Raw genomic sequence first — 7,926 nt, 5'->3', positions numbered from 1 at the left:
AATCGGTGATCAGTCAGCTTATCAACTTATCAATCACTCGCAACAAGCTAGGGGTCATTCTCAATAATCACCAATTTTTCCCCTTCTCTATTCTCTAATTTTCCGGTATTAGCCCAAACCAGGATATAGCGACATCACAGCCATTGTGCTACTTCCAGTACCGAGAGTTATCGGTATTAGACACCCTGAATTAACCTGTGATTGATAAGTTTGACAAATTCTTGCTTTTTCCCTTATGTTTTCTCACTCAAGTATTTAATCTGAAAAGCGGCTCAAGTTGTTTTGATGCGATCGCTTTTCGTGTAGGGGTCTAGGGGTGCCCCCTAGCAAGCGACAAGAAATCCTCAAAAATTAACGGAATGCTGGCTTCTTGCTAGGTCACCCTTGAGCAAATGATTAACAACTTTATCGTGGATGACATTGACTGGAGTCCCATTCTTCAGAGCATCCGCTATAAAAGCGGTCAAACTTTACCAACCTATCCAGGTGACCTAAAGGCAGCACTATTAAATCATTCTGGACTGGCTAATCATCCCAAAGGTTCTGAAGCTTACCAAATTGCCGTAGAAATTGCCCGAACCAGTAGCTGTTGCGACCCGGAAATCGTTTACTGGTTCTCTCGCCTCGCCGCTTTGATCAGTTCTCAACAGGAAAAGGAATGATGATTTTTGCGCTTCGTGTCAGTGATGGAGAATCAATCGTGTAACTCCGAACTCTCAACCGTTGGCAACTGACCTGCGAACGCTTCCTTTCAGATGGGCAAACAATTGCATTTGGTCGAGTCGGTTAGCAGCAGCTTCTAACTTCTAGAGCCTTGTATATAGGGAATTGGCAGAGTTGTTCAATCCTGTGTTCCTCAAAGCCGTAGTGTATATTTCGTACACTACGTGCTTTGTCAACTGTAGTGTGCATTTCGTACACTACAACAAAGTTTGTCAAGACAAACAGCGTCGGGTTGTAGTTATAACTCAAAAGCAGTAGTTATAACTACACTAATGTTAAATGGTTGAGGTAGTTGGACACTTCGATGAGGTTGCCGTCTGGGTCATTCAGATAGACTGATATGATAGGTAGTCAGCTTTGACGATTCATTGCTGCAAGACTGGCTCGGTCATCCACTGAACCAGTTGGAGGACAACGCCATTTGGATCTATAACCTGAAAGAACCGTTCACCCCAGGATTCAGTTTCGATCGCCGTTGTAATCGTCACACCTTCAGCTTGCAATCGTGCATATTCACAATCAATATCATCTACCACAAACGCAATCAGCAAACCATCCGCTCGATGACCGCACATGTGAACGGGTTTGAAAGTTGCTAGTCCAGTACAGAGAAAGATCAAGTTAAAACCAACATCCTGCCGAGAAAGTGAGACAAAGCCATCGGCTGACATATCTTCGCTGAAACCAAAATGTTGTTTGACGAATGTAGCCGATGCTGTGACATCATCGACGTTAAGCGAAATTGCTGAAGCCGTGATCTGCATAGATTCTCCTCTGCCTTACAACTAAAACTGACCTATCAACAGATTTAAGATTATGATGCAACCTTAATTCCGAAGGATTGTAAAAAAATGACCTCAATCGGACAGCACGACATGACAGGGATGAAAACCTCGTTGTACCAAATATTCAGTCGGCGTACATTCTGCTAGCTTCCGAAAGTCATGGATGAGATGTGCCTGGTCAAAGTAGCCACAGGTGAAAGCAATATCTAGCCAATCAACCGGCTCTTTGCCAGCTACCAAATAGAGAACTTGCTGCAAGCGTTGAACACGACAATACAGTTTTGGAGTCAGCCCCACGTGATCTCGGAATAGCTGATTGAAATGGCGGGTGCTGAACCCGATTTGATCGGTTACGGTTTTGACTAGAGGAATGGGTGAGCGCCCAAACTCTCGTAAGGCGAAATCAACCACGGGATGACGATTCTCTTTCGGAAAGGCTCTACAACTGGGCAGTTGCACCATCATCAAAAGAAATTGCTCTAATATCAGAAAGCGTTTTTCTGCGGTGGGTGCCTCTATGAGGTCATCGCGCAATTCTGCGGCATGTCCCTTCCATAGTTCATCCAGCGAAATAATCTGATTGTGCAATTCTCCAGCAGGAAGTGACAAGAATGCAGCCTGACCATCAGGTTTGAAATGCGCTCCCACAGAGGAAACCTTTTGCTCGTTGTTGATAATAAAGCCTTCCGAATGGACACCACAAATTCTCATTCCGTTTGTACTGCCTCGCTCTACCCGACTGTGCGGATCGAATAGTGGAATTCGATCCTCATGCAGGTTGATCACCAACTCCATTGAGCCGCTCGGCAACAGACGTGATTGCGTCTTTGGCAGGTTATCACCTTCGCGAATCCAGAGAAATTTTACAAACTGCGAGAGGGGCGCTCTCGGCTGGTATGTCTGGTAAATCATAAAGGTTTTCAGCGAGTTGTCTCTACGGCTTGGGAAAACTCATGTCCTATTAGCAACTACCGTTCTTCTTCGCTTAATCGGACAATGTATTTCTTCTGCATAAAGCACCCTCGCGCTTCACACAACGAAAGCCGCTCTAGAAGAATTTGCCAATCCTTGCCCAGTAATAGTTTCAGCTCTAAAAATGTACCTCACTTGACGGAGAAACGCTATACTATCTCACTTTTGAAGAACTTCGCGAAGTCGTTCGCACCAATAAACTGGATTACCAGCTCATCGGCAAACGAAAAGACGAGCACAAATTATATGAAAAACTAACTCCCCCACGTGTTATCACATCTGATGGTGAAATCATTGCAGGTGAGTACAAACGGGAAAATCTCCCAGCCGAAGCTATTGTAGGTCTACCCGTTTCTTCCGGAGTTATAGAGGGACGGGCACGTGTCATCTTAAACATGGAAGATGCTGATCTCGAAGATGGAGATATATTAGTCACCTCCTTTACTGACCCTAGCTGGACACCATTGTTTGTATCCATAAAAAGCCTAGTCACTGAAGTTGGTGGACTGATGACCCATGGAGCAGTTATCGCACGTGAATATGGCTTACCAGCAGTTGTCGGAGTGGATAAGGCTACCAAACTGATAAAAGATGGGCAACGAATTCGTGTGCATGGAACAGAAGGGTATGTAGAAATCCTCTAACCGAGTAATTGAGGCGCGTGATTACCACCTGGTTTGCTGGTCTGAATGCCTTGATCGCCTCGCTGATTACCTGTCCGAGACTTCAAGACATGGAGCCTTGAAGTGAAGACAACTCAGTTTTGCATCTTTGTGAAGATAAATTTCACCAGTCTACAGAGCCGATAAAGTATAGTACATTTGAACTACTATTAGCTCGAACAGCTAAATTATTTCACGCGCTCGCATTCCGAAATCATTGATTCAAGGAGTAGACCATGAAATTGAACCCCTACCTGATGTTCAATGGACAATTTGGCATACCGTGGATGATTAACTGCGAGCAAGCTACCTGATGAATTAGACGCTACGTCACAGGTAATGGAGACAAACAACACACAACAGGAGTCAACCATGCAGGCTAAACCGCAGAACCAACACCATTGGTTACAGAAGCTCGTTGGCGAGTGGATATACGAAACTGAGGCGACGATGGGAGCGGATCAGCCTCCTGAAAAGGCTACGGGAACCGAGAGTGTGCGCTCACTTGGCGGACTCTGGATTTTAGCCGAAGGACAGGGTGAGATGCCTGGGTGCGGAGCCGCGACCATGATAATGACACTCGGCTATGATCCACACAAGCAGCAGTATGTAGGTACATGGATCGGGTCGATGATGACCCACCTGTGGGTCTATGACGGCAAACTGGATGCAGACGAAAGGGTGTTGACGCTTAATTCGGAAGGACCCGCTATGACTGGCGAAGGAAAGATGGCAAAGTATAGGGACGCGATCGAGTTCAAGAGCGACGATCATCGGGTACTGACCTCGCATATGTTGGGCGATGACGGGCAGTGGCACAAGTTCATGACCGCAAACTATCGCCGGAAGCAGTAGCCTAATGCCAGAGCTGAATGGCGTGGAATGTAGGGAAACCAATGCATATTGAAAAAACTGTGAGGAGTGGTTCCCTTTCAAGGTTCGATTGGCGATGAGATTCGCTCCTTGAGCATCACGACGGACGATGAGGTAGCCTTCTACCGCTAGACCTCATGCCGTAGCGGTTTGGGTGGCAGGAAGAATGCTGTAATTCAAAGTAAATCTCATGAGCGGTGAAATTGATCGGTTCAGTCTCAGTTCTACCTATGTTGTGCTTGAAGACAATGGCGATGCCATTCCCGTTGCGGTAAGCGATCGCTTTTTTGAAGATCTCGAATCCAAATTCGGTGACTTCAAGGGAAAGAGACTCATTTCTCACTTTACCTTTGATAAAGACTGGGAAACCTGGGAAATGCACCCAGCCGGAGAAGAGTTGGTCTGCCTGCTTTCAGGTCAGGTTGATTTGATTCTGGCGCAAGATGGAGTTGAGCATACGGTGCAACTGAGTACGTCAGGGTCGTATGTGCTGGTGCCGCGTGGTACATGGCATACTGCCAAAGTCCATACACCAAGTTCAATGTTGTTTATTACTCCCGGTGAAGGAACTCAAAACCGACCGATTTGATATGTCGTTATGCAAAAACAAACATCACAAAGGTTGTTGTGTAGCTGATGGAGACTCCTCGCTTGATATTTCGAGCGATTGTCGGTCAATCAAATCACTCCTTTGTCACTCACTCCAAGCGATTGTCTAGCCATCTGTTTATATTCATCCAAGCCTGACTTCAGTGCAAATTCTGCAATGGCGATAGGATAAGAAGCAGTCAGTTCAATGACGTGTTCTGCTATCTTCGTCCAAACATGTCCACCCGCCTTGGCGTATGCTGATATCAGCTTATTCAGAGCGTCTTCACCAAAAGTGTGATAATGGGCAACAAAATCGCGGGCTGGGTCAGCGACAGCAGCTTCAGTCCAGTCAATGAAGCCAGTAACCTGTGCTTGGGCATCAATCAAAATATGCCCAGCATGTAAATCACCGTGAGTTAACACTGTTTCTTTCGGCCAAACTTCATCCTTTTGGAGCCAGGATTGCCAACGGTTCCACAACTCCTCACCAACACCAAACTCATTCTTCACCGCATCCATTCTCTGCTGCATCACCACACGGGCTGCTTCAGCGGTTTCAATCGGCAAACCAATTGCTTGTGCTGCTGCAATGCTGACTTGATGGAGAGAGGCAATCCCCTTAGCCAGCGACTGATGAAACTGATTGGGTGGATTCGCTGCATCAATTTCCCACACATAAGCTTTTGCTTGTGAGTCAATTGTGCCTGCTGGCACACCGTTTAATGCCCGGTAAGCAATGAGTTCATCTGTGCAAACAGTCCATCGTGGCACTTCTACACTGAGAAGAGGGGCAATTAGTTCCAGCGTGCGTTTTTCCTTATCCACTGACGTTAGAACATCCGGACGCCGAGGAAGACGCAAAATCCAGCGTTCTCCATTACTGTCCGTTGCTAACACAACTTGAAAATCAAGTCCCGATTCATTAAATTGCAGTGAATCTTCTTGGATAGTTAAATCATGCTTGTGGGCTAGCTCAAGCACTTCTTGTTTTGATTTTGTCTTTTTGATCATGTCTTTTTACCACTATGCATCAAGAATGCTAGATGCTGCCGCACAACACCTCAAATGGTTCAGCATGTTGTGAACTCCTAGTTAGCGATCTTTCTGGGATTGGAGCGTTCGCCATTCATATACATTTGCTTCGGAATTGGTGAGCGCACTGCTCCATCCATTGGGTTGTTGAACTTTCCGAAAAACGTTCTAATTACGGAATGTTTAGCCGTCCTTTTGCCAGATTAACCTGAGGATGAGGTACTTAGTACGGTACTAGTGACGCACAATATCCCAAAGTGCCGTCCCGTCCCATAACTTTAATTATGGAACCAGATGGGGGAGAAGCTGAGTGGAGTCGCGTTCGAGACCCGGAGAATCTGGCGTGGACTTGGGAAGGAACCGGAGGAAGGGGGCAACCCAAGCGATTCCTGCCACGAGATTTCACCTGAAGTCTATCACTGCCGCAACGAGTGCCACGCTGTTCTTCTGTGTGGCAACAAAAATCCTTATTCTGCCGCTACAACCAGTTACCGAATTTGCAACAACACTGACATCCCACAGTTTCGATGCCAACTTGGGAGAGAAAACAGCAGATTTTCCGCTCTCTAGAATTACCTAGCTTTTGACGTGGTGATGTAAGTTTTGGGTGTACCTAGAGAATTGATAGCCAAGAGCGTCAGTTGTCAACGATATTTTCTGCCGTTGACCTTGAATTGTTTACCTGCAAGCGAAAACTGTAACCTCATGCTCAGTGTACGCCAACTGTCAGCTAGCGCCGCCCTGCTAATTACCGTAGGGATAACAGCAGCTTCAAGCAATGCCCTATCGCCGACTCAAATTGAATCCCGACCAAGCCAGCCGATTGCTCAGAACCAACAGGCACAAGATTCTCAAATTCCCGATCTTGTCAAACACCAATATCGTGAAGACGCAACAGAACTGGCACTGCGCTTGCTAGTTCAGGAAGGAGCAACCTCTGAGGATAGTGTTGAATTACCTGCTGACTTAATCCAAACAATCTATACTGCCCTAATTCAGGTTTATCAAGCCACTAATGAGCCTGCCCGTAATGCAGTAGTGGACACCTACAATATCCATACTGTGCCAAGACTCAATACCCGTGAGCTACTTGTTGGCGTTGACTCGACCCAAGCCTGGACTCAAGCTTGGCGCAATGGAAAGCGACTCACTGGCAATGCCGAGATTGATGCCTTGATCGAGCAATTTGACCTCGACCTGAAACAGTACCTAAGCGTGTCGAATCTTGCCGTGCTGCGAACAGGTAGACGATTGAACACACCAGCAGTAGCAAGGTTGTTTAACGGTATTCAAGGAGTCCGGTATGCCAATGTCAATGGCGTACTTACCGATGGTGGCGACATTCAAGCCGAGTTTAAGGGCAACTATTGGCAACTCAAATATAGTATTGGCTTTGGGGATTGTATGGCAGGCTGTAGCGATCGCACGACCTGGACATTTAACGTCTATCCAGATGGCGGCGTACAGTTTGCAGGTCAATCAGGCAGTCGGCTCCCCTCGCCCCGTGAATTACCGAGTGGAATTCAGGGACGCTCAACGTCGAGTCGATTCCCTGGAATTATACGGCGTAACCCCGATGGAACTGAACAACGAGTTGAACCGACGATTTCTCCGGTTCGCATCCCTATCAATGTTCTAGATCAAGCCGGACGCAACATCACTCGCCTTGAACCAGATGAGGAAGGCTACTTCCGTATTGGTCTCCCGCCAGGAAGCTATACACTTGTTCCTCAAATCCAACCAAACAATTACTTTGTCTTGAGTCATCGTCGCGATGAACTCCAGTCAATTACAGTGACTCAGGGGCAGTTTACGACTCTCCCGATCAAATACACCGAACTGATTCCTTAAAACCTTAGGACTGTCCTGTTTGTACTGTCCAACCCGACGTGATTCAAGTAACTGATTTAACAGGGTAAGACTTCAGCGACCTTCTCCTTCAAGATTCCATCCAAGCCTGAACTTAATTGGGTGTGACAGTTTCGTGGTGATCGCCAAATACTGTCACAGTTCAGTCAAGCTTATCAATCGCACATCCATTCAGGATGTCAAATACCGATAAGCCTCACTCACGGTATTAGAGAAATGGCTGTGATGACGATATACCGTTAATCTGACTAATTCCGAAAATTCATGAGATAGAGAAAGCCAAAAATCGGCTTTTATTGAGAATAACCCCCCGATTCTTGCAACTCATTGATAAGTGCGTAGCTGACTTATCACCGATTCATAGGTACAGTAAGGTACCCTCATCTAAGACAAGATGAGGTGTACCCCGTGAACAGAGT

At 46.5% G+C, this 7,926-nt stretch carries 9 protein-coding genes; 6 read left to right on the top strand and 3 right to left on the bottom strand.

Going from position 1 to position 7,926, the window contains the following annotated elements:
• Positions 1-392 precede the first annotated feature (392 nt).
• Positions 393-662 carry a hypothetical protein gene (locus AC5JL3_RS12105; RefSeq protein ID WP_496074729.1) on the top strand — a complete coding sequence of 90 codons (270 nt, stop codon included), beginning with the start codon at positions 393-395 and terminating at the stop codon, positions 660-662.
• A 426-nt stretch (positions 663-1,088) separates the two neighbouring features.
• Here the strand turns inward: AC5JL3_RS12105 and AC5JL3_RS12100 are convergent, their stop codons facing one another.
• Both AC5JL3_RS12100 and AC5JL3_RS12095 read right to left on the bottom strand, forming a co-directional pair.
• Positions 1,089-1,487, bottom strand: a complete 399-nt coding sequence (locus tag AC5JL3_RS12100) for a VOC family protein (RefSeq protein WP_496074728.1) — start codon at positions 1,485-1,487, stop codon at positions 1,089-1,091.
• Between the two features lie 93 nt (positions 1,488-1,580).
• Positions 1,581-2,420 carry a DUF6597 domain-containing transcriptional factor gene (locus AC5JL3_RS12095; protein WP_496074727.1) on the bottom strand — a complete coding sequence of 280 codons (840 nt, stop codon included), beginning with the start codon at positions 2,418-2,420 and terminating at the stop codon, positions 1,581-1,583.
• Between the two features lie 455 nt (positions 2,421-2,875).
• Between AC5JL3_RS12095 and AC5JL3_RS12090 the strand changes: the two genes are divergently transcribed.
• From AC5JL3_RS12090 to AC5JL3_RS12080, 3 genes are all read left to right on the top strand, one after another.
• Positions 2,876-3,124, top strand: a complete 249-nt coding sequence (locus AC5JL3_RS12090; RefSeq protein ID WP_496074726.1) for a PEP-utilizing enzyme — start codon at positions 2,876-2,878, stop codon at positions 3,122-3,124.
• Between the two features lie 390 nt (positions 3,125-3,514).
• Complete coding sequence (locus tag AC5JL3_RS12085) at positions 3,515-3,997, top strand: DUF1579 domain-containing protein (protein WP_496074725.1); 483 nt, start codon at positions 3,515-3,517, stop codon at positions 3,995-3,997.
• Positions 3,998-4,205: 208 nt separating this feature from the next.
• Positions 4,206-4,604 carry a cupin domain-containing protein gene (locus AC5JL3_RS12080; protein WP_496074724.1) on the top strand — a complete coding sequence of 133 codons (399 nt, stop codon included), beginning with the start codon at positions 4,206-4,208 and terminating at the stop codon, positions 4,602-4,604.
• Between the two features lie 89 nt (positions 4,605-4,693).
• On the opposite strand, the gene AC5JL3_RS12075 is transcribed toward AC5JL3_RS12080, so the two are convergent.
• Positions 4,694-5,617, bottom strand: a complete 924-nt coding sequence (locus tag AC5JL3_RS12075) for a macrolide 2'-phosphotransferase (RefSeq protein ID WP_496074723.1) — start codon at positions 5,615-5,617, stop codon at positions 4,694-4,696.
• A 305-nt stretch (positions 5,618-5,922) separates the two neighbouring features.
• On the opposite strand from AC5JL3_RS12075, the gene AC5JL3_RS12070 reads away from it, so the two are divergent.
• Together AC5JL3_RS12070 and AC5JL3_RS12065 are read left to right on the top strand one after the other, a co-directional pair.
• Complete coding sequence (locus AC5JL3_RS12070) at positions 5,923-6,048, top strand: hypothetical protein (RefSeq protein ID WP_496074722.1); 126 nt, start codon at positions 5,923-5,925, stop codon at positions 6,046-6,048.
• A 295-nt stretch (positions 6,049-6,343) separates the two neighbouring features.
• A complete protein-coding gene (locus AC5JL3_RS12065) occupies positions 6,344-7,489 on the top strand; it encodes a hypothetical protein (protein WP_496074721.1) in 1,146 nt (381 codons plus the stop codon).
• Positions 7,490-7,926: the final 437 nt, after the last annotated feature.

The organism is Symplocastrum torsivum (assembly GCF_059505465.1).
This window is presented reverse-complemented; position numbering and strand designations above follow the sequence as displayed.